The sequence below is a fragment of the Marinobacter sp. UBA3604 genome, assembly GCF_002375325.1.
Lineage (GTDB): Bacteria > Pseudomonadota > Gammaproteobacteria > Pseudomonadales > Oleiphilaceae > Marinobacter > Marinobacter salarius.
In genome coordinates, this window is sequence record NZ_DFMB01000051.1 from 76,217 (window position 1) to 96,566 (window position 20,350).

General features: G+C 57.3%; 17 protein-coding genes. 8 read left to right on the forward strand and 9 right to left on the reverse strand.

What is annotated here, in order from left to right; all coding sequences use genetic code 11:
* Nucleotides 1-81: 81 nt before the first annotated feature.
* Nucleotides 82-1,470, reverse strand: a complete 1,389-nt coding sequence (ffh, locus tag B2590_RS15525) for a signal recognition particle protein (RefSeq protein ID WP_286810971.1) — start codon at nt 1,468-1,470, stop codon at nt 82-84.
* 182 nt (nt 1,471-1,652) lie between these two features.
* On the opposite strand from ffh, the gene B2590_RS15530 reads away from it, so the two are divergent.
* The 4 genes from B2590_RS15530 (at nt 1,653) to B2590_RS15545 (ending at nt 7,173) form a co-directional block, all read left to right on the forward strand.
* Nucleotides 1,653-2,459 (forward strand): cytochrome C assembly family protein, encoded by an 807-nt coding sequence (locus tag B2590_RS15530; RefSeq protein ID WP_286810970.1) that lies wholly within the window; start codon nt 1,653-1,655, stop codon nt 2,457-2,459.
* Between the two features lie 98 nt (nt 2,460-2,557).
* Nucleotides 2,558-3,835 carry an HlyC/CorC family transporter gene (locus B2590_RS15535; protein WP_041333515.1) on the forward strand — a complete coding sequence of 426 codons (1,278 nt, stop codon included), beginning with the start codon at nt 2,558-2,560 and terminating at the stop codon, nt 3,833-3,835.
* Nucleotides 3,836-4,118: 283 nt separating this feature from the next.
* Nucleotides 4,119-6,359 (forward strand): DUF1631 domain-containing protein, encoded by a 2,241-nt coding sequence (locus B2590_RS15540; protein WP_036204133.1) that lies wholly within the window; start codon nt 4,119-4,121, stop codon nt 6,357-6,359.
* 25 nt (nt 6,360-6,384) lie between these two features.
* Nucleotides 6,385-7,173: a TonB family protein gene (locus tag B2590_RS15545; RefSeq protein WP_286810969.1), complete on the forward strand. Its 789-nt coding sequence runs from the start codon at nt 6,385-6,387 to the stop codon at nt 7,171-7,173.
* Between the two features lie 11 nt (nt 7,174-7,184).
* Here B2590_RS15545 and grxD read toward each other — a convergent pair whose 3' ends face one another.
* A complete protein-coding gene (gene grxD, locus B2590_RS15550; protein ID WP_036204127.1) occupies nt 7,185-7,511 on the reverse strand; it encodes a Grx4 family monothiol glutaredoxin in 327 nt (108 codons plus the stop codon).
* Between the two features lie 312 nt (nt 7,512-7,823).
* Here grxD and argF point away from each other — a divergent pair, with 312 nt between their 5' ends.
* Nucleotides 7,824-8,738 (forward strand): ornithine carbamoyltransferase, encoded by a 915-nt coding sequence (gene argF, locus B2590_RS15555; protein WP_041333511.1) that lies wholly within the window; start codon nt 7,824-7,826, stop codon nt 8,736-8,738.
* A 4-nt stretch (nt 8,739-8,742) separates the two neighbouring features.
* Nucleotides 8,743-9,813 (forward strand): ABC transporter ATP-binding protein, encoded by a 1,071-nt coding sequence (locus B2590_RS15560; RefSeq protein ID WP_036204120.1) that lies wholly within the window; start codon nt 8,743-8,745, stop codon nt 9,811-9,813.
* Nucleotides 9,814-9,824: 11 nt separating this feature from the next.
* On the opposite strand, the gene glpK is transcribed toward B2590_RS15560, so the two are convergent.
* The 3 genes from glpK to B2590_RS15575 all read right to left on the reverse strand — a co-directional run bounded on the left by glpK (nt 9,825) and on the right by B2590_RS15575 (nt 13,953).
* On the reverse strand, nt 9,825-11,306 hold the full coding sequence (glpK, locus tag B2590_RS15565; RefSeq protein ID WP_286810967.1) for a glycerol kinase GlpK: 1,482 nt from the start codon (nt 11,304-11,306) through the stop codon (nt 9,825-9,827).
* Nucleotides 11,307-11,582: 276 nt separating this feature from the next.
* On the reverse strand, nt 11,583-13,157 hold the full coding sequence (locus tag B2590_RS15570) for an ATP-binding protein (RefSeq protein ID WP_286810966.1): 1,575 nt from the start codon (nt 13,155-13,157) through the stop codon (nt 11,583-11,585).
* Nucleotides 13,158-13,215: 58 nt separating this feature from the next.
* A complete protein-coding gene (locus tag B2590_RS15575) occupies nt 13,216-13,953 on the reverse strand; it encodes a response regulator (RefSeq protein WP_286810965.1) in 738 nt (245 codons plus the stop codon).
* Between the two features lie 299 nt (nt 13,954-14,252).
* On the opposite strand from B2590_RS15575, the gene B2590_RS15580 reads away from it, so the two are divergent.
* Both B2590_RS15580 and B2590_RS15585 read left to right on the forward strand, forming a co-directional pair.
* On the forward strand, nt 14,253-15,017 hold the full coding sequence (locus B2590_RS15580; protein ID WP_286810964.1) for a GNAT family N-acetyltransferase: 765 nt from the start codon (nt 14,253-14,255) through the stop codon (nt 15,015-15,017).
* A 36-nt stretch (nt 15,018-15,053) separates the two neighbouring features.
* Entirely contained in the window at nt 15,054-15,860 is an 807-nt protein-coding gene (locus B2590_RS15585; protein ID WP_286810963.1) for a lysophospholipid acyltransferase family protein, read from the forward strand.
* A 1-nt stretch (nt 15,861) separates the two neighbouring features.
* Here the strand turns inward: B2590_RS15585 and B2590_RS15590 are convergent, their stop codons facing one another.
* The 4 genes from B2590_RS15590 to B2590_RS15605 all read right to left on the reverse strand — a co-directional run bounded on the left by B2590_RS15590 (nt 15,862) and on the right by B2590_RS15605 (nt 20,292).
* The gene (locus tag B2590_RS15590; protein WP_007154405.1) at nt 15,862-16,320 is read right to left on the reverse strand and encodes an FKBP-type peptidyl-prolyl cis-trans isomerase; all 459 of its coding nucleotides are present in this window, start codon (nt 16,318-16,320) and stop codon (nt 15,862-15,864) included.
* Nucleotides 16,320-18,530, reverse strand: coding sequence for an acetyl-CoA hydrolase/transferase C-terminal domain-containing protein (locus B2590_RS15595; protein WP_414673560.1), 2,211 nt, complete (start codon nt 18,528-18,530; stop codon nt 16,320-16,322). The genes B2590_RS15590 and B2590_RS15595 overlap by 1 nt, the downstream gene beginning before the upstream one ends.
* 160 nt (nt 18,531-18,690) lie before the next feature.
* Nucleotides 18,691-19,005, reverse strand: a complete 315-nt coding sequence (locus tag B2590_RS15600) for a hypothetical protein (protein WP_199448218.1) — start codon at nt 19,003-19,005, stop codon at nt 18,691-18,693.
* A gap of 249 nt (nt 19,006-19,254) precedes the next feature.
* Nucleotides 19,255-20,292 (reverse strand): NADP(H)-dependent aldo-keto reductase, encoded by a 1,038-nt coding sequence (locus tag B2590_RS15605; protein ID WP_199448219.1) that lies wholly within the window; start codon nt 20,290-20,292, stop codon nt 19,255-19,257.
* Nucleotides 20,293-20,350 lie beyond the last annotated feature (58 nt).

Below are 20,350 nucleotides of genomic sequence, written 5' to 3' on the forward strand. Positions count from 1 at the left end.
TGGCGCGAAGACCCATACTCGAAAGGGGCGCTATTCTATGCTAAATGAACGCCAAAGAAAACAGGGAATACATCCCGGTTTCTACATACGCCCACGCGGGGGCATACCACCGCCTGCGCCACCCGGCGGCATCATACCGCCAAGACCACGCATCATGTTAGCCATTCCGCCTTTCTTGCCGAATTTCTTCATCATTTTCTGCATTTGCTTGTGCTGCTTAAGCAGACGATTCACATCCTGAATTTGCGTACCGGACCCCGTCGCAATGCGGCGTTTGCGGGAGTTGTTAATCACATCCGGGTAGCGGCGCTCCTTCGCCGTCATTGAGCAGATAATGGCCTCCATCTGCCCCATGGACTTGTCATTGACCTGTTGCTGGGCCATCTGCGCCATCTGACCCATGCCGGGCAGCTTATCCATCAGACCGCCGATGCCGCCCATGCTTTTCATCTGCTGAAGCTGGTCACGGAAGTCTTCAAGATCAAAGCTCTTACCTTTCTTGATCTTCTTTGTCAGTTTCTGGGCTTTCTTCTGATCAATCTTGCGCTCGGCTTCCTCTATAAGGGAGAGCACATCCCCCATACCCAGAATCCGGGACGCCACCCTGTCAGGATGGAACGGCTCCAGGGCATCGGACTTCTCACCCACACCCAGGAACTTGATCGGCTTGCCGGTGATGTGACGCACCGACAACGCGGCGCCGCCACGGGCGTCGCCATCGGTCTTGGTCAGGACAACGCCCGTCAGCGGCAGCGCATCGTTAAAGGCCTTGGCTGTGTTGGCTGCGTCCTGACCTGTCATGGCGTCGACCACAAACAGGGTTTCAACCGGGTTGACGGCTTTATGGAGCCGACCAATCTCGCCCATCATCTGTTCATCAACGTGCAGGCGGCCGGCCGTGTCCAGAATCACAACATCGATATGCTTCTTGCGGGCTGCATCCATGGCGCAATTGGCGATATCAACAGGATCCTGGTCCTCAGAACTGGGAAAGAACTCCACACCCACTTCACCAGCCAGTGTTTCCAGCTGACGAATGGCCGCCGGGCGATACACGTCAGCGCTCACCACCAGAACGGACTTTTTCTGCCTCTCCTTAAGAAAGCGGGAAAGCTTGGCTACGGTCGTGGTCTTGCCGGCGCCCTGTAAGCCGGCCATCATAATCACTGCCGGTGGCTGTACCGCCAGATTGAGGGACTCGTTACCGTCCCCCATCACGCGCTCAAGCTCCTGCTGGACAACTTTCACAAATACCTGGCCCGGACTCAGGCTACGCTGAACTTCCTGCCCGATAGCCCGCTGACGCACACCCTCAATGAATGCCTTGACCACGGGAAGGGCTACGTCCGCCTCCAACAGCGCCATGCGCACTTCACGCAGCGTTTCCTTTATATTGTCGTCGGTCAGCCGCGCCTGCCCAGATATCTTGCGCAGACTGCCGGAAAGTCGGTCCTGGAGGTTTTCAAACATGTTGCTCTTCCGTACCCGGATAAATTGGTTGCATGAAACACCGGAACCCGATCAGGCTCCTTGATTCCTGTTGCATAATCGCGACATTATAACCAGACTATCGCTCTGAAACGACCAGCCCGGTCAAATCGGCGTGGAACCCCGCCGATCTCGAGTTTGAAAGTGGTTATAAAAAGGACGTCATGGGAACGCTGATCCTCGCGGTCACTTCGTTATTGCTTTACAGCGTAGGTACCGCCCTGCAGGCACTCAGCTTCCGCGGACGGGTACACACCAGCATCGCCATCACCACCCTTATTGGCTTGCTGGCCCTGACAGCACATGGTCTGCTGATTGCACAGACCGTTCACCGTGAAGGCGGTTTCGATTTCGGCTTCTTCCAGAGTTCCGTCCTTATTTCCTGGCTGATTGCTTTTTTACTGCTTGCCCTCAACCTTCGAAAACCGGTACAAAGCCTTTTCCTCGGCGTTTACCCGCTGGCGGCACTGACCATCATTATGAGCCTGATCACGCACTCCCCTTCCCGACTGGTGCCGGAAGACAGCTACGGTATGCTCTCCCATATCGCATTGTCGGTGACAGCCTACAGCCTGTTTACGCTGGCCGCCATACAGGCGGTACTGCTCTACCTTCAGAATCGCCAGCTCAAACAGAACTATAACAGCATCCTTATCCGCAACCTGCCACCACTACAGACCATGGAGTCACTGCTGTTCGAGCTAGTGTGGGCAGGCGTGGTCATGCTGATTCTGGCGATTGTGACCGGCGCTCTGTTCATTGACGATCTGTTCGTCCAGGATCTGGCCCACAAAACGCTGTTCTCACTGTTGTCACTCATTGTCTTCATAGCATTGCTGATCGGGCGCTATACAAAGGGTTGGCGCGGCATTACCGCCAGCCGCTGGACACTGGCGGGCTGCGCCCTTTTAATGCTTGCCTTCTACGGAAGCAAGTTCGTGCTGGAACTGATTTTTCACAGAGGCGGCTGACGCCACCACGAATCATCCCCCGGACAGACACCAACTTGACACCCCGACTTTCAACCGCCTATTTTCCCAACTTGTCGGCAACATAAGGACATTGAGTCTTGAACGAGACATCGCTTACCGCGCTGTTCATCATCCTGGCAGGGCTTATCCTGCTTTCCGCCTTTTTCTCCAGTTCTGAAACCGGGATGATGTCACTGAACCGGTACCGACTGAAGCACATGGCCAAGACCGGCCATAGAGGTGCCCGGAGAGCACAATCTCTCCTTAATCGCACCGATCAGCTGATCGGCGTCATCCTGATAGGCAACAACTTCGTCAACATCTTTGCCTCGGCCATCGCCACGGTGATTGCCATCCGTATATGGGGTGATGCCGGGATTGCCATCGCCACCGTCCTGCTGACCATCGTCATCCTGATCTTTGCTGAAGTCACACCCAAAACCCTTGCTGCACTGTTTCCCGAAAAGATTGCCTTTCCAGCCAGCCACGTACTGGGACCGCTGCTCAAATTACTCTATCCCGTGGTTTGGGCGGTTAATCTGTTTACAGGCGCCATCCTGAAGATCATCGGCGTGTCCGCCGACGATGCCGCCAACGAGCACCTCAGCCGCGAAGAACTGAGAACCCTTGTAAATGAGGCGGGCGCACTGATCCCAGCCAAACACAAGGACATGCTGGTTAGCATCCTCGACCTTGAGAAAGTGACCGTGAACGACATCATGGTGCCACGCAACGAGGTGGTCGGCATCGATCTGGATGATGACCTGGACACCATCCTGCGCCAACTAAGAAGCAGTCAGCACACTCGCTTGCCGGTGTTCAAGGGGGACATCAACAACATTCAGGGCGTGCTTCACCTGCGCAACGCCTCAAAACTCCTGCTTCACGATGAAATCAACAAGGCCATGCTGATGCAGCTGTGCCGTGAGCCCTATTTCATTCCGGAAAGCACACCCCTCAACACCCAACTGATCAACTTTCAGAAGGAGAAACGACGCTTCGGCATCGTTGTTGACGAGTACGGAGAAGTACTTGGCCTGGCGACACTGGAAGACATTCTTGAGGAGATCGTTGGCGAATTCACCACCGATTACGCCGCCACCAGCCCCGACATCATTCCCCAGGACGACGGCACATACATCATCGATGGTACGTCCGCTGTGCGAACCATCAACAAAACCCTTGGCTGGAAGCTACCTATTGATGGCCCCAAAACACTCAACGGCCTCATCACCGAAACCCTGGAAAACATCCCGGACACCAACGTGTGCCTGAAGGTGGGCGGGCACCGCGTTGAGGTGCTCCAAATCAAGGACAATGTGGTCAAGGCTGCGATCGTTCACCCCAAAAAGAAGAAAAAGCGCGCTATGGGCTAGATCATCTGGCTATAACACCTGACTATTTAGAAAGATCAAATTTTAATATTTTTCTTGACCGAAATGCGGTTCCACCCAAGACTGGAGTCACGCAAAAAATAATAACAACATGCCGTAAGGCATATGATCCGCCGTTCCTTAGGGTGCTTTGGAACATTAGTGGGTTTTGTTAGCGTTTGGTCATGTTACCGTGTGTTAAAATGCGGTAGATTTAACGTATAAAGAAAAAATACAGCTGTAAGCTCGGTCATGTATCCGGTTGAGGCGTACACAGGAGTCGGCCATGAATAAGCAGTCCGGCATACATTATCTCCGCGAGCACCGGGAGGCAGGGAGCTCAAATCCCGTACCTGCGCAGGTGGTTCGCATCCGCGACACTGTCGTTGCTGGACTGGGGGATTTGTTGCAGGGTGCATTTGATGCAGTTGATGACTCGCTGTTCGAGCTGGCAAACAACGCCAGAAGCAACAACGAGCAAAACCGCTATTTCGAGGCCATGCGCGAAATCCGTATCAAGCGGAAGGGTGTAGAGCGTCACTTCCAGAATGCGGTAGCACAACTGTTCGCCAATCCGCCTCAAAGCGGCAGCGTGGCAGCCGACGAAAGTCTAGCCAGCCAGACCAGCTCAGACAGCCTGTCGCTGGTAGGCGACGACGACCTGGAAGAACAGGTTGCCCTCAATGCCATGATCACCAAGTCCAAGGTCCACTTTCAGGGTCCCCTGTTACAACTGCAGACACGCTTCAGCGTGGTTTATCCGGGCGCCAGTGACGAAGCGCCGGTTAACCCCATGGCGCCGGAACATCTCTGCAGCGCCTTTGTGGAAGCCATCCAGGCGCTGGAAATCCAGATACGCGAACGCCTGATTCTGCTCAAGCAATTTGATCGTTACGTTGTCTCCAACCTTGGCATGTTGCTGGACGAAGCCAACCGAATCCTCATCCAGGCCGGCGTGATTCCGAATTTCCGCTACCACGGCAAGGCCGGTAAACAGCAGAGCAAGACAGCATCCGGCACTCACGCTGACGAAACAGGTGGGAACGCCAGCGCGATGACGGAACCCGCTGCTGCGGAAAGTCAGCAAGGGCACCATGAAGGCGCCATGTTCGACCAGATCCGGCAGATGCTGGCGCTCCAGCGCGCCAACGCAGGCATTCCGCCGCGGGCATCCGACCCCAATATTCATGTCGTTGGGGGAGCGGAACTGGCAAGTCTGCTCGGCTCACTTCCCCAACACCCCCCTGGCGAACAGATTAGCGGCAACCTGAGTGCCGGCGAGCCGGTGATGGTTGACCTCCATCAGGTTGTCCAACAGTTGCTGGCACAGGCCGGAACGACCAGCGATGGCAAAAAGCCGGCGTTGGCGGAAATGGACGAGGACCTGATCAACCTCGTGTCCATGTTGTTTGAATTCATTCTCGACGATTACAACCTCTCGGCCCCCGTGCAGGTCCTGATCAGCCGATTGCAGATCCCCATCCTCAAGGTGGTGATCAAGGACAAGTCATTCTTCAGTAAAGCAACTCACCCAGCCCGCCGCCTGCTGAACTCCCTGGCACGGGCCGGCATTGGCTGGAGCGAGAGTGACGAGAAAACCCGCGACAAGCTGTACGAGCAGATCCACGCCATTGTCGTTCGCATACTGAACGAATTCGATGGTGACGTAACACTCTTTGAAACCCTGGGTGAGGAGTTCGAACAGTTCCTGGCAAGGGAAAACCGCAAGTCCTCCCTGGTGGAGCAGCGCACCCGGGAATCCGAGCGCGGACGTATCAAATCGCAGAAAGCTCAGGAAACCGTCGATCAGTTGCTGCAGAAAAAACTGGCGCGATACAAGCTTCAGGAGCCAGTGCGGAACATCCTGATCAACGGCTGGAGCCGGGTGATGTTCCTGGCTTACCTGAGGGACGACGTGGAACACCGCTGGCTACAGACTGTCCGCGTGGTGGATGACCTCATTTGGTGCCTGCATCCGCATCAGGAAGATGAAGAGCGGGATCAGTGGGTTCGCGTGGTTCCCGGCTTGCTGAAGTCACTCCGGGCCGGGCTTGAAGAGGTTTCCTACAACTCATCCAAGCTGGATGAGATGATGGCGGACCTCAAGCACGAGTTAACGGAAGCTTTCCGAGCCAACGCGCTGGCCGAGGCCATGGAGGACTCTCCCGAGCCGGAGCCCGAAGAAGACATCCCCACGGCTCATCAGACTGCCATCGAGCGCCAACAGGAGCTTGAGGACGCCGCCATCGCCGAATATGTGGCACAGATCGATGCTATTGAAATCGGCAATTGGGTGGAGTTCAACCTGGTCAACGGGGCCAGCTTCCGCTGCAAACTGTCCGCCATCATTGAGGAAGCAGACTGCTTTGTTTTCGTAAATCGCATGGGGCTCAAGGTGATCGAGAAAACCCGCACCGACCTGGCGCATGAGATGCGGCGCGGCCGTCTGACCGTCCTTGAGCAGGGAGCGCTGATTGACCGGGCGCTGGACGCAGTCGTGGGCAGCTTGCGGAGCAAGGCAGGTTAAAAGTACTGGGAGCGTCTGAGCAACAATGCTGGAGTATGGCAGTGTTACCGGCCTCCCGGACAAATACCGGATCACCCTGGCGATATCGGTTGCCTTACTGCTTCATACCCTGATAATGGCCACCCTTCCCTATACGGCTCCAAGCGCGGAAAGCCATCGCCAGACGGTGAAAGTGGAACTGGTCAGTCCTGGCACCTTGCCGGAATCCGCCGCCAGCGCGACATCGCCGACTCGCACGACAGCTCCGGACCGCAACACGATCACAACTGAACCAACGTCCACCAGCGACCAGCGTGACCCCGTTGCTGTGGAATCGCCGCAAGTCGACACCAGTCATCCCCGGCACAAAGAACCAACTGCGCGTTCGGCGCCATCACCACAAACACCCGTGGTGGAGCCCCAATCTCCAGCACGGACAACGCCCTCGCAGGACTCGGCCGCTACTGCCGCAGGCAACCCGGAGCAACCGGTGGAGGACACGCCGGAAAAGGTCACTCAGATAACCTCGTCGCCACGAGATGTGGATCCCTATACGGCAAGCCTGGCCGTACACATTGGTAAGGAACTCGGCAAACGACCGGTTCCTTCCAGCCGCAGTGTCACCGAGCCGGTGAGCAGTCAGCTTGAGCTGAAACTACTCCCAAGCGGAGCACTTACTGGTGCCAAGGTCACCAAATCGACGGGGTTCAACGACATAGACCGAGCGATTTATCAGGCTGCCCTGCTAGCCAGCCCTTATCCAAAACCACCGGAAGAATACTCAGGAAGGAAGCAATTCCGGGTCGAACTCATTTTCGCCCCGGAACGACTTTAAACACGGTTAACTCAGGCTTCTGCCTGTTTCGCAGCGGCTTTGACCTGCTCGGCCAGCTCACCACTTTCCGACATTTCGAGAATAATGTCGCAGCCGCCTACCAGCTCACCATTGATATAGAGCTGCGGGTAGGTGGGCCAGCTTGAATAGACCTTGAGGCCTTCACGCAATTCCTGGTTATCAAGAATATTTACAAAGGCGAACCGCTCGCCGCATGCCATCAGCGCCTGGACGGTCTTCGCTGAGAAACCGCACTGCGGAGCCTGTGGAGTGCCTTTCATATAGAGGATAATGGCGTTTTCCTCAAGCTGGCTCTTGATGGTTTCGTTGATGTCCATGAACTCTCACCTCTCATTGGAAACGGGGTCGCCCGGTTGCGACATGCCTGACACTATTGTACACGTCCCGTGACGCTCACCAAACACCGCCTGACACCTGCATATGCCCTGGCGTTGTCTTCAGCCCCCTGACGGGCTAGACTTGAGCCCCTGCCTTTCAGGCAACCTCCGTTTCCGTATTTCCCGCCAGTGCGGCTCTCACCGCGTGCTGGCGTATTGCCGTTTCAGGACAATGACCACCGCGGGCCGGTTGTAACCACGAATAGATCCGGATTTCTTGGATAGGGTTATCGATTAATTAAGGGCCACTCCATGGCAGCAAGACATTTTCTCACACTCAATGACTTAAGCTCCGACGAGCTTGAAAGTCTGGTCGACCACGGCACTAAACTCCGCAACGATTGGCGCCAGGGCGTCGTGCGCGAAACCCTGAAGAATCGTGTCCTGGCAATGATCTTCGAGAAGTCGTCAACCCGTACGCGGGTATCCTTCGAAGCGGGCATGACCCAGCTCGGTGGCGCTGCTCTGTTCCTCTCTCCCCGTGATACCCAGCTCGGACGAGGAGAACCCATTGAAGACTCCGCCATCGTGATTTCCAGCATGGTGGACGCTGTCATGATCCGGACGTTTTCCCACGATACCGTCGACGCATTCGCGGCGGCCTCCAGAGTGCCCGTCATCAACGCTCTGACAGATGATTTCCATCCTTGCCAGCTGCTGGCCGACATGCAGACGTACCGGGAACATCGCGGCAGCATTCGTGGCGGTACGGTTGCCTGGGTTGGCGATGGCAACAACATGTGCCAGTCCTACATCAATGCAGCAACGCAGTTCGGCTTTAACCTGCGCGTTGCCTGCCCGGAGGGTTACGAACCTGACAGTGAATTGCTGAAAACCCATCAGGATCGGGTGTCTGTGGTTCATGATCCGGCTGAAGCCGCCAGAGGTGCCGATCTCCTGGTCACGGATGTCTGGGCCTCCATGGGGCAGGAAGATGAACAGAAAGCCCGTCAGAGAGTCTTCCAGAACTACCAGATCAATCCCTCGCTGATGAAATTGGCGGACAAGGACGCCCTGTTCATGCACTGCCTGCCGGCGCACCGTGGCGAGGAGATATCCGCGGACATGATGGAACACCCGCGTTCGGTGGTCTGGGACGAAGCCGAAAACCGCTTGCACGCCCAGAAAGCGCTGCTGGAATTCCTGATCCTCAATCGACTGGACTGACCGAATGACCGATAGCCTGGCTCAGCCTGCTGACTGGCTGCTGGAAGTAAACAACCTGTCCTGCGGGTATGGCGATGGCTCAGTGGTCAGGAACGTCAACTTTGCCCTCAGTCACGGCGACATCGGCTGCCTGCTGGGCCCCAGCGGTTGCGGAAAAAGCACCATCCTCAGGGCATTGGCAGGATTTCTTCCCATCAATACCGGTGAGATTTGCCTGCAGTCCAGTTCCATCAGCCTGCCCGGTCGCACTCTCGCCCCTGAGAAGCGCCGAATCGGCATGGTGTTTCAGGACTACGCCCTGTTCCCGCACCTGACAATTGCCGAAAACGTCGGCTTCGGCTTGCGCAGAGAGGATCGCGAGGAAAAACATCAGAAAGTCACCGAGTTGCTCAAGGTGGTTCATCTGCAGGATCTTGCCGACAACTACCCCCATGAACTGTCGGGTGGGCAGCAACAAAGGGTGGCGCTTGCCCGTGCCCTGGCACCGGAACCCACGTTGATACTGCTGGACGAGCCGTTCTCTAACCTCGACGCAGATCTGCGCCGCCGACTCAGCCTGGATGTGCGGGAAATCCTCAAGACACTGGGCATCAGTGCCATCCTGGTCACTCACGATCAACAGGAAGCCTTCGCCATGTGTGATCAGGTGGCGGTTCTGAAAGACGGCGGAATACAGCAATGGGACGTGCCCTACAACTTATACCACGAACCCGCCAACCGTTTTGTTGCAGGTTTCGTGGGCCAGGGAGGTTTCGTTCCAGGAAAAGCGTTGGGGCCGGACACGATTGAGTCCGAGCTGGGAGTCATCCGCGGCAACCGCGCATACACCTGGCAACCCGGCACGCTGGTCGACGTGCTGATCCGGCCAGACGACATCGTCTACGATGCCAACTCCGAACTTAAGCCAAAAGTGGTGGAAAAGACCTTTGCCGGGACGTCGACGCTCTATCGCTTTCGCTGCTCGGAAGACACCGAGTTCGAGGCCCTGTTCCGGAGCCATCTGGACTTTCACCTGGGCGAACACGTGCCAGTCCGGGTGGAGGCAGACCATCTGATCGCCTTCGAGAGAACCTGAGAGCCCGAACCTCAGTTATTACAAACCCGCTCCACGGAATCCAGCCAGCCGGCGTACAGGGTCTCCCGCAGTGCCGGCTTCATAGCCGGCTCGAAGCGATGTTCCCGCTCCCAGAGTTGTGCTATCTCGTCCAGCCCCTGGTATACACCGGTCTGCAGCCCGGCCAGATAGGCCGCCCCCAGAGCCGTGGTCTCCGTCACGCGGGGGCGGTCCACCGGCACATTGAGGATATCCGCCAGAAATTGCATCACCCAGTCGTTGACCACCATGCCACCATCCACCCGCAGTGCCTGCAGGGACGCACCATCGTTCTGGATGGCGCGGATCAGGTCCTTGGTCTGATAGCACACGGATTGCAGGCCGGCGGTGACGATCTCGCCGATTCCAGTGTCCCGGGTAAGGCCGAGAATCGCCCCGCGGGCATGGGGATCCCAGTGGGGCGCACCCAGTCCGGTAAAGGCCGGCACCAGATAAACCGGGTTTTCCACCCCCACTTCCGAGGCGTAATCAGAGGATTCGCTGGCGTGACTGATAAGCTTCAACCCGTCCCTGAGCCATTGCATGGCGGCGCCGGCAACAAAGATGCTGCCTTCCATGGCGTAGCACGGTTTGCCATTCAAACGATACGCCATGGTTGTCAGCAACCGGTTTTCGGAGCGTAGCGCCTTTTCGCCGGTATTCAGCATCAGGAAACAACCGGTGCCATAGGTGCTTTTCGCCATACCGGGCTCGAAACAGGCCTGCCCAATCAATGCTGCGTGCTGGTCGCCTGCGATGCCTGCGACCTGCACCGATGCCCCCAGCCACTGCCTGTCAGTGGTGCCAAAATCCGCGGCAGAATCGAGCACTTCCGGCAACAGCGCCCGGGGAACCCGGAAGAGGGTCAACAACTCGTCGTCCCATTGCTGACTATGGATATTGAACAACGCCGTGCGCGAGGCGTTGGTGGCATCGGTCTTGTGGGAGCGCCCACCAGTCAGATTCCAGAGCAGCCAGCAGTCCACAGTACCGAAGGCAAGCTCGCCAGCTTCCGCCCTCTGACGGGCACCGTCCACATGGTCGAGTATCCAGGCAATCTTGGTGGCGGAGAAATACGGGTCAATCAAGAGGCCGGTGCGTTCCACCACCCTACCTTCATGGCCATCGGATTTGAGTTTGGTGCAAACAGACGCTGTGCGTCGATCCTGCCAGACAATCGCGCGGTGAATTGGCTCTCCGGTTTTCCGATCCCAGATCACCGTGGTTTCCCGCTGATTGGTGATGCCGATACCTGCCAGGGTTGAGGCATCCAGCCCTGACGACTCGAGAACCTCCCTGCACACCGCCAATGTACTGTGCCAGATTTCGCCGGCCTCATGTTCCACCTGGCCATCTTTCGGAAAGTACTGGTGAAATTCCTGTTGCGCCGTGGCGATGGCTTGGCCGGAGGCATTGAAAATGATCGCGCGGGAACTGGTGGTCCCCTGATCGATGGCGAGCAGGTGCTGGGTCATGGGGCGTCCTTTCAGGTGCTTCAGCATTGTTCTGGTCAATGCTGCAATCTTCTCAAAGGATTGCTAAGAACGCTATGGGAAAGTCGGGCATAAAAAAAGGGCCGGAAAACCGGCCCTCAAATGACGAATGAAACAAGGAAAGTTCGTAAGAACTACAACCTCAAAAGTCATCCCTTACACATTTAGTATCGGCTCGGATTGCCCAGCCTTCAGTTGAGGTTGTGTTGCGCCTTTGTTACATCAGGTTAGGGGCTGAGAGGCGCATCACAAAACGGCTTAGAGGGTGTGCTCCACCGGCTTCTTGCGAGGCCAGACCAGACTGAAGCGGGCTCCGCCCAACTCGTCGCTGCGACTGACAAACGCCTGCCCACCATGCCAGTAGAGGATTCTCCTGACAATGGAGAGGCCAAGGCCATAACCGCCCGAGGTTCGGGTACGGCTGTCATCGAGGCGAGCAAATGCAGTAAACACTTTTTCCCAATCCTCTTCGGGAATACCGGGGCCGTCGTCCTCCACATCAATGCGGCAATTATCCTCATCAAACTGGCAGTGGACTTTCACGCGGCCGGCCGCGTATCGGGCAGCGTTTCCTACCAGATTCTGAACCGCCCGGTGCAGATACCGCGGCTCCACGTCGGACAGCGACCAACGCTCGGATTCATCGTCAATATCTGCCTCGATGGTGTGGTCCGGGCGGATCATCTGCTGTTCGCCCACCACCTGGCGAACGATATCACTGACCGACTGCTCCTGAAGCGCAAATACAGGGCCACCCTGCTCCAACCGGGCGTAGGTCAGGATTTCATCGATCAGCTCATCAAGCTCCTGGATGTCGCCGTCAATGCCGTCAAGCTGCTTCTGGAGCGCCTCCGGAGAGTTGGCGCTTTCGATCATCTGGACACCGAATCGAATACGGGCAACTGGTGTTCTCAGCTCATGGGAAACCGCGTGGATCATTTCCCGCTGAACCCCTACCAGACGCTGGATATGCTCCGCCATACTGTTGAAAGCAGCGGCCAACCGGGACACAAGGCGACTGTCGCCGGCATCCACCCGCGCCCCCATCTCGCCCCGGGCTATGCGGATTGCCACCGACTCCACGGCCCGGAGATTGCTGTCCACATCCCTTAACGCCAGATAGAGAGCCAGTGCGAGAACGCTTCCCGCCACTACAAGCAATAGCAGCATTACCGGCCATGCCCAGGGACTGAAGGGCGCGGGCATGGCCATGTCCACGAGAGTGCCATCTTCCAGACGGATCAACACCTGGGCACGATCCCGGGAGGGATGATGGTACAGCGAGATACCCCGCTCGGAGACGCGTTCGAGAACCTCGGAATCCGGAAGTGCAGCCTGATCCCGAACCGGCAGCAGCTCTACCCCGAGCGTATCGGATAGCTGCGACATGGCACCTTCCCGGCCATCCGAAGACATGTCATCAAGATGCAGACGCGCGATGAGAGCGGTTGCCTCGGCAACATCGCTGTAGATATCCCGAAATCGCAGGTCGATGATCCCACCGCTGTCGTTCCGGACCATGACCTGCTGGCCGATACTGGTGTCCATCGCCACTACCTGACCGTAGGAAAGGCGCTCCATGATGACATCGGACACCGACAGGTTACCCGGCGGCGTCACCCGGAAATCGTAGAAGGACTTGAGCCACGGATACTGTTGCTGAGAATGAGGTGTCGCGACAAGCCAACGCAACAGGGGCTCTGAAAAACGTTCCTGCCAGTACTGCTCCCTGACGGAATTCACACCCAGGAACAATGCGGCACAAAACAGGAGAATCAGAAAGGTAAGACCAATCAGCCGGGCGTAAAGCTTGAGAAAAAACTTGAGGGGCATTGCGATAACCCTGGCAATGAACGCCGGCCCCGCCGGGCCAGCGCCAGAGACTGAACAGTCAGGCTTCCTTTACGAACAGGTAGCCTTTGCTGCGTACGGTTTTAATGCGCCTCGGGTGGATGGGATCGTCGCCAATCTTGGGACGTATCCTCGAAACCCGGACATCGATCGAACGGTCCTGGCCGTCGTATTCGATCCCTCTCAGGGCGGTGAAGATTTCCTCCCGACTGAGCACTCGGCCAGCATTGCTTGCCAATAGCCAGAGCAGGTCGAATTCCGCACTGGTGAGGTCGATACTGTCGTCGTTCAACCATGCTTCGCGCATTGACCTGTCCACCACCAGGTTGTTGAACTGCAGCCTGACCGGTTCTTCACCGCTACCCTCTTCCGCAGCCACCGAACCATTCTCGGTAACCCGCCTCAGCAAGGCGCGGATTCTTGCCAGCAGCACCCTTGGCTGAACCGGCTTGCCGATGTAATCGTCGGCCCCCATTTCCAGGCCGAGCACCTGGTCCAGATCGTCCGTGCGGGCGGTAAGCATGATAATCGGGCCCGGATAGAAAGGCCGCGCGCGCCTGCAGATAGACAGTCCATCCTCACCCGGTAACATCAGGTCAAGCACGACCAGATCCGGCTGGTCCTTGCGAATGCGCTCCACCGCGTTCCCACCGTGAGTTTCGAGGGTGACAGTCAACCCGTTGCTCTCCAGGTACTCCCTGGTCAGCTCTGCCAGCCTCTCATCATCTTCGACTATAAGAATCCGCCAACTTTCGTTCGTCTGTTCCACGCCATCCATCTCTGATTTTGTTTTTCCGGTTTCTGAAACGTCCGGCCAACGTCACCCTACATGGCCGGAACAGAGCTGCCTGTCAGAAGATCAGCTATCCAACTGACAATACAGGCTACCTCCTGTAACAGCAATTATACATGCTATTCAGAAATATACATGGAACCGCCTGTTCGTTACAGCCCGTGACAAACGTCACACCGCCACACCGGTAACGGGACTTGTCACAAAGTCGTCATCCCCCGTTCATTCCGATGTCACACCGGATTCATAGCCTTGTCGAAAAGTGGAAACAAAGAGGCATTGCCATGAACGCCCAGACCGCCCGCCTGTCACGCTCGGCCCGACAGCTCAAAACCGTCATAACCCAACAGCCGGATCTCGTTGAATCCGCTCAGAAACTGCGCTATCAGGTTTTCTCGGAAGAGTATGGTTCTGACCTGGGGGCTACCGTCCCCGGCGTTGATGCGGACGAGTTTGACCGATTCTGCGATCATCTGATTGTCACCGATGAGAACACCGGTGAACTGGTGGCTACAACACGAGTGCTTCACCACAGCCAGGCCATGGAAGCCGGAGGCTTCTATTCCGAGGGTGAGTTCGAACTCTCTTCCCTTTACCAACTCCCCGGGACTGTCGCCGAGCTTGGGAGAACCTGTGTGCACCCGGACTATCGTAATGGAGCGACCATCAGCCTGTTGTGGGCGTCCGTTGCGGAATACCTGGTATCGCGAAACGTGGATTACCTGATTGGCTGCGCCAGTATCGGTATGTCAGATGGCGGCCTGAAAGCCTGGCGCATAGCCCGATACCTGCAGCGGGAATTCCTGGCCGGCGAGGAGTACCGGGTAACCCCGTTACGGGCAATGCCGCACCTGACCCACACTGTCAGCGAGGATCGCCCGGTGGACGTTCCCGCACTGATCAAGGCCTACATGCGCCTCGGCGCCCGCGTCTGCGGCGAGCCCTGCTGGGACCCGGACTTCCGTTGCGCAGACCTGTTGGTGGTGCTGGACGTCAACAACCTGGCCAGTCGCTACAGCCGCCATTTCATGCGTAAACAGGCCCAGTAGACAACCGGGACTACCCTGGCAACCCGAGGATTGGTTATGGAACTGATACGCCTGACCGCAAGACTGGTGCTCTTTACCGGCTTCATGGGCCTGACGGCAACGCTTGCCGGCACCCTGTTACTGGTTGAGACCCTGCTCCGCTGCCAAATCGACCGCGCACCCTTCGCCCGCATCTGCTTTAACGGAGCCAGTCGCTGCCTTGGCTTTCGCATGTCCACGCAGGGCACCTTCAGCGAAAAGCCCGTGCTTTACGTCAGCAACCATATCTCCTGGTCGGACATTCCTGTACTTGGCGGACAGGTGCCCCTGCGCTTCCTGTCCAAAGCGGAAGTGGGCCGCTGGCCGGTGATCGGTTGGCTGGCCACGCAGGCGGGCACGCTGTTCATTCAGCGCGGCAGTGGCAAAGCCGGCCAGGCCCGCGACGAAATTGCCCGCACCCTTCTGAACGGGCAGTCGGTGCTGGTGTTTCCCGAAGGCACCACCACAGCCGGAGTGACCGTCCTGCCCTTCCATAGCCGACTGCTTCACGCCGCGGCGGATGCAGGCGTGGACATACAACCTCTGAGCATCGGTTATTTGAGAAACGGCCATCCCGACCATTTGGCGCCGTTTATTGGCGACGATGAGTTTCAGCATCATTTAATGCGCATGCTGCGCCAGCCGGCGGTCGAGGTCGGCGTTATCGCCCATCCAGTGGTGACGATCGACGACAGCACGGACCTGGAAGATGTAACGCGGGATTTGCGGCAGACAGTACACGATGGGTTGCGGCAGATTCAGGCGGGACGACTTTCAGACCAGGCATCAGACAGGCCGACAGCGGTTGCCGGCCCGGAGCTGTAACTCAGCTCAGCGGATGGCCGGCGTTGATTTCCTCTTCCGTGGCTTCACGCTTACCGATGATCTCCAGATCAAAGTACAGGGTAAAACCCGCCAGCGGATGGTTGGCATCCACCCGCACCAGGTTGCCATCAATGCTTACCACCTGTACCACCTGGGCCGTGTCGCCGGTGTTGGTCTGAAATTTCATCCCTACCTGCAGGTTCTCCACACCCTCGAACATGGAGCGGGGTACTTTACGGATCAGCTCCGGATTATGTTCTCCGTACGCCATGGCTGGCGGCACGGTCACTTCCAGGCAATCGCCGACATTACGGTCTTTCACCGCTTTCTGGATGCCTTCGATGATTTCCGGGCTGCCTTCCAGGAAATGAAGCGGCTCGCTGCCCTCGGAGGTGTCAACCAGCTCACCGAGCTTGTTCTTGAGGACATAGTGGACGGTTAATACAGCAGGTTTTTGCATCAGGCGTTTGTGTTTCCTGTATTCGGGGGTGTATCAGTCAGATTCAGGCCATGGATAACCAGGCGCCGGTCCAGTCTCGCCTTCAGGCTCCGGGGCTTATCCAGGCTCATACGCTCCAGCAACGGCTGGTAGCGATTTTCGTCATCGTTTGCCTTGACGGCGCGCCACACGGTCAACAGTTTACCACGACGAGTCGCCGTTGCGGCCTTCAGAGTTTGTAAAGCCTTGCCCAGCCGGAGTTCTTCATCGGTAAAGTCCCGCCCGAACGGGAATGCTGGAAACATATCCGTGTCCCCGGCGATCTTTACAGCCTCTCCAACCGCCTCCGGCGTGTTATTGCACCAGTGCTCAGGCAGACGGAACGATGCATCTACTTTTCCCGCTTTCTGGGCCTGCTTCAGCAAGTCGGCCTGGAAACGGGAATCTGCAATGCGGATCAGTTGCAGGTATACCTGCTCGTCGGACTGGCCCCTCAGATCCGCAATACCGTACTCGGTGATGACTATATCGCGAAGATGACGGGGAATGGTGCAGTGCCCGTAACTGAAGACAATATTGGACAGTGTTTCCTCACCGGACCTACGGGTACTGCGCAGGGTCAGGATAGACCGCGCGCCCGGCAGCTCGTGGGCCATGGCGACAAAATTGTACTGGCCGCCAACACCGCTGACCACACGGCCGTCTTCCAGCCCGTCGGACACGGCCGCACCGCTTAGCGTATGCATCATTGCCGAGTTGATAAACCGGCCATGCACCCTCTGTGCAGCTTTCAGACGCTGGTTGCCGAACGCGTGGTCATACAAGTGGTTGATGTAGTTGACGCTGGTCATGCAGATGCGTTGGCGGTCGCGCGGCGCCAGGTCCCGCAACCGCTGATAGAAGGCTTCGGGGCCGACGAAGAAACCACCATGCACCACAATCCCTCCGGTCAGTGACTTTCCCAGGGCCAACGACTCAATGGCGCTTCTCGCCTCTTCACTGTCCAGATCCGGATCCAGGGATTGCTCGCCCACACGCAACCGCCCGCCTTTGAACTCGACCTCCGGATTCAGGATGCCGTAACGACACAGCCACTGCACGTCCCTGGCCCGTAACGGCGAGTCGATCAACTGTTCCCGCCGCAGGACATCAAGGGTGTCGAGAGAAACACTGTGAGTAAGTTCGCCCCGGTTTATCAATGTTTGCAGTCCGGCATGATCAAACACCTCGCGGGTCAGGACACCCGCCTCCATGAGGTAAATAAAACCATCCACCATCATTTCACTGCAGCCGTAGAGTCCCTCCTCGAAGACATCCGTGCCACCGTACCCGGAAACCACCGGGAAGCGGTCTGCCACCTTCAGGTGATCAAACACCTGCTTCCAATGCTCGTTGTGACGATGCCGCAGAATCGCGCTGTGAACCAACGCCGCGCCCAGCGAGCCAATCCCCACCTGCAGGGTCCCTCCATCCCGGAGCAACGCACTGGCGTAGAACCCGATAAGGTGATCTTCCGGGCTGACCGCCATTTGCGGTGCCGAAAACAGGGGGTAGTCGGAGGCGGCATGCTCCAGGACGATATCAAACTGGCCCATCTCGACGGCGGCGTCATTGCCGAGAAAGGGCAAATGGCTGTTGGTCTCTGCCACCAACGCCACGGGGGTTCCGGCCGCTTCCCGCGCCCGTAACAGGGGCAGCAGGTCCAGACTCAGATCCGGGTTGCAGCTCAGGCTAACGTAGCCCTCCTGATCCGGCTCGGTCGCCGGAGCCACCATCTGGCCGACGACATTGACACCGAGCGCCATAAGGTCGCGCACGGCATGGGTGTAGTTGGTACAGACATAGTTGCGCTGTTGGTCCTTGTTACTCAGAAAGGACCCGGCCTTGAAGAAAAACTCGGATACCCGCACGTTCCCAGGCAAACGCTGGCCAATCACGTCCCGTGCGTAATCAAGTTCCGGAATCCGCCCGTACAGGCGCTCGGCGAACGGGCCCATGAAACGCTTTTCCAGCGATGAACTGCCACCGGGCGCGGTCAGGGATAGCGCCGTGACAATGTGAAGCTCTATGGACGGATCGTCCTTGGCACGCTGGTAGAGAGCATTGGTAAAACGTATGGGTTTACCAAGCCCCAGTGGCAGGCCGAGTGTGATGCGCTTACCCACCCGGCGAATCAGCTCGTCCACACAGGCGCTGCTGTCTGCGAGCGTTACCGGTTGTTCCTCCACCATCTCGGCCATAGTGTTACTCCCTTAGTTGCCGTCAGAATGCTTACCGGTACGGATAATCACATGTGCCATTGCGACAGGCAATGCGCAGAGACAGATAAGCGGTGGCGGGGATTCGTGGGAGGTCAGTCAGGGTTCAGAAGGAGAAAACGTCGGTGGGGGTTCAGAAATTCCAGCGAAGGTTGAGGCAGGCGCCCTCTTCAAGCAATGCAATACCGTGGTCCGGCTTGGCGCGATCTGACGCGTAGGACTTCTTTCCTGAATCTGAGCTGCTGAGACTGAGGCTCAGCAGGCGCGAACCAATGGTCGCATACATGTCGGATTCTTCACGCTCGAAGTCACCCGACATCTCTTCCTGAAGCTGATACACGTTCTCGGCCGGGACTTCGTCTGCAAACACACGTTCGCTCGCTTCGGCGCGAACGACGAAGGCGATCATATTGAGTGCAAGAAGTGCGACGAAGATACGGATAATCATAATAAATCTGGCAACCTGTAATCGAAGCGGAATTCTACTGTCATGTAATGCTTAAGTCTAATGATTAAAGGTCAGAAAGATGTGATTTTGCACACAAAAGCGCCGATTTTTTGTCACAGGATCACCGCATTTTTGTCAAGAAAACAGCAATCTTTGTTGCAAACTGTAAGCACCCCACTCTGCCGCCTGTAACGGTCAGAGTGGTTGCTTCACGATGGGAACTGTTAAAAAACCGTAACGCTTGCAGGATTAAGGGCAGGGGTAGGTGTACACCTGGTTAAGGTTCTCTATCTCCCCAAGCACCTCTTCGCTCAGGGACACCGACGCTGACCCCAGGTTCTCACGAAGCTGCTCAAGCGTCGTGGCCCCAATAATGTTGCTGGTAACGAAATCACGGCTGGTCACGTACGCCAGCGCCATCTGTACCGGTGACAGCCCGTGGCTGGCCGCCAGGTCTACATAGGCTCGGGTCGCTTCGGCACCACGACCGCTGGTGTAACGGGTGAAGCGCTCAAACAAGGTCATCCTGGCGCCTTCCGGGCGTTTACCGTCGAGATATTTGCCAGAGAGCATGCCGAAGGCCAGCGGGGAGTATGCGAGCAGACCAACCTGCTCACGGCAGGCAATTTCCGCCATTCCCACTTCAAACGTGCGGTTGAGCAGGTTATAGGGGTTCTGCACGCTGACAACCCTGGGCCAGTCATGCTCCCGGGCCAGCCTGAGGTATTCGTTCGTTCCCCATGGGGTTTCGTTGGAGATTCCTACGTGGCGGACTTTCCCTTCCTTGACCAGCTCCGCCAGTGTGCCCAGTGTCTCCTCAATGGGGGTAGCCTGCTCGTCCACACTGTGCCGGTACCCCAGCTTGCCAAAGAAATTGGCGTTACGATCCGGCCAGTGCACCTGGTAGAGGTCGATATAATCGGTCTTGAGCCGGCGCAGGCTGTCTTCACAGGCCTGACGAATATGGTCCCGGGTCAGGCGCGGACCATCCCGGAGGTAATCCAGTCCATTACCCGGCCCCGCCACCTTGGAGGCTATCACCAGGTCGTCGCGACGGCCCCGCTTCGCCAGCCAGTTGCCCAGATAGCTTTCCGTGAGGCCCTGGGTTTCAGCCCGCGGGGGCACCGGGTACATCTCCGCGGCATCGATGAAATTAATGCCCTCGGAGGTGGCCAGATCCAGCTGCTCAAACGCTTGCTGTTCGGTATTTTGCTCGCCCCAGGTCATGGTGCCCAGGCAAATCTCGCTTACATCAATGTCGGTCCTGCCGAGCTTGCGGGTTTTCATGCGTACTCCCGAATCTGATTGGTGAAAAAGGTAAAGGGATTGTCACGGGATTGTCCCG

Excerpts from the sequence above, each read along its gene's own strand:
- ffh (WP_286810971.1), bottom strand. The coding sequence starts at position 1,470 with ATGTTTGAAAACCTCCAGGACCGACTTTCCGGCAGTCTGCGCAAGATA.
- B2590_RS15530 (WP_286810970.1), top strand. The coding sequence starts at position 1,653 with ATGGGAACGCTGATCCTCGCGGTCACTTCGTTATTGCTTTACAGCGTA.
- B2590_RS15540 (WP_036204133.1), top strand. The coding sequence starts at position 4,119 with ATGAATAAGCAGTCCGGCATACATTATCTCCGCGAGCACCGGGAGGCA.
- B2590_RS15545 (WP_286810969.1), top strand. The coding sequence starts at position 6,385 with ATGCTGGAGTATGGCAGTGTTACCGGCCTCCCGGACAAATACCGGATC.
- grxD (WP_036204127.1), bottom strand. The coding sequence starts at position 7,511 with ATGGACATCAACGAAACCATCAAGAGCCAGCTTGAGGAAAACGCCATT.
- argF (WP_041333511.1), top strand. The coding sequence starts at position 7,824 with ATGGCAGCAAGACATTTTCTCACACTCAATGACTTAAGCTCCGACGAG.
- B2590_RS15560 (WP_036204120.1), top strand. The coding sequence starts at position 8,743 with ATGACCGATAGCCTGGCTCAGCCTGCTGACTGGCTGCTGGAAGTAAAC.
- glpK (WP_286810967.1), bottom strand. The coding sequence starts at position 11,306 with ATGACCCAGCACCTGCTCGCCATCGATCAGGGGACCACCAGTTCCCGC.
- B2590_RS15570 (WP_286810966.1), bottom strand. The coding sequence starts at position 13,157 with ATGCCCCTCAAGTTTTTTCTCAAGCTTTACGCCCGGCTGATTGGTCTT.
- B2590_RS15575 (WP_286810965.1), bottom strand. The coding sequence starts at position 13,953 with ATGGATGGCGTGGAACAGACGAACGAAAGTTGGCGGATTCTTATAGTC.
- B2590_RS15580 (WP_286810964.1), top strand. The coding sequence starts at position 14,253 with ATGAACGCCCAGACCGCCCGCCTGTCACGCTCGGCCCGACAGCTCAAA.
- B2590_RS15585 (WP_286810963.1), top strand. The coding sequence starts at position 15,054 with ATGGAACTGATACGCCTGACCGCAAGACTGGTGCTCTTTACCGGCTTC.
- B2590_RS15590 (WP_007154405.1), bottom strand. The coding sequence starts at position 16,320 with ATGCAAAAACCTGCTGTATTAACCGTCCACTATGTCCTCAAGAACAAG.
- B2590_RS15595 (WP_414673560.1), bottom strand. The coding sequence starts at position 18,530 with ATGGTGGAGGAACAACCGGTAACGCTCGCAGACAGCAGCGCCTGTGTG.
- B2590_RS15600 (WP_199448218.1), bottom strand. The coding sequence starts at position 19,005 with ATGATTATCCGTATCTTCGTCGCACTTCTTGCACTCAATATGATCGCC.
- B2590_RS15605 (WP_199448219.1), bottom strand. The coding sequence starts at position 20,292 with ATGAAAACCCGCAAGCTCGGCAGGACCGACATTGATGTAAGCGAGATT.